The organism is Bacillus sp. SIMBA_008, assembly GCF_046535495.1.
GTDB lineage: Bacteria > Bacillota > Bacilli > Bacillales > Bacillaceae > Bacillus > Bacillus subtilis.
Map to the genome: position 1 here is coordinate 1 of NZ_JAWRWL010000345.1, position 278 is coordinate 278.

1 protein-coding gene is annotated in these 278 nt (G+C 64.4%); it reads left to right on the plus strand.

From position 1 onward, the window contains the following. Window positions 1-36: 36 nt before the first annotated feature. Window positions 37-278 (plus strand): ESPR domain-containing protein (locus SB658_RS23515; protein ID WP_410602705.1); only part of this gene is annotated, 242 nt, incomplete at its 3' end.

Here is a 278-nt window from a genome sequence, read left to right on the forward strand (position 1 = left end):
TCGTGGACACCCCCTCAATCAGCCAAGGAAAGTCGCGTGAACCGCAGTTACCGTATCGTCTGGAATGCCACCATCAACCGCTGGGTCGTGGCATCGGAAGTAGCAAAGGGACGCAAGAAGAAGACCGGCCGTGGCGAGCAGGTCGCGACCGGTGCGGCGGTGATGTTCGCCGCGACCCTGATGCTGGGTACCGGCGTGCCGCTATCGGCGCAGGCGCAGGTGCAGGGCTGGAGCGTGGCCGAGTGCTACCTGTTCCCGAGCCTGTATCCGAGGCTGTG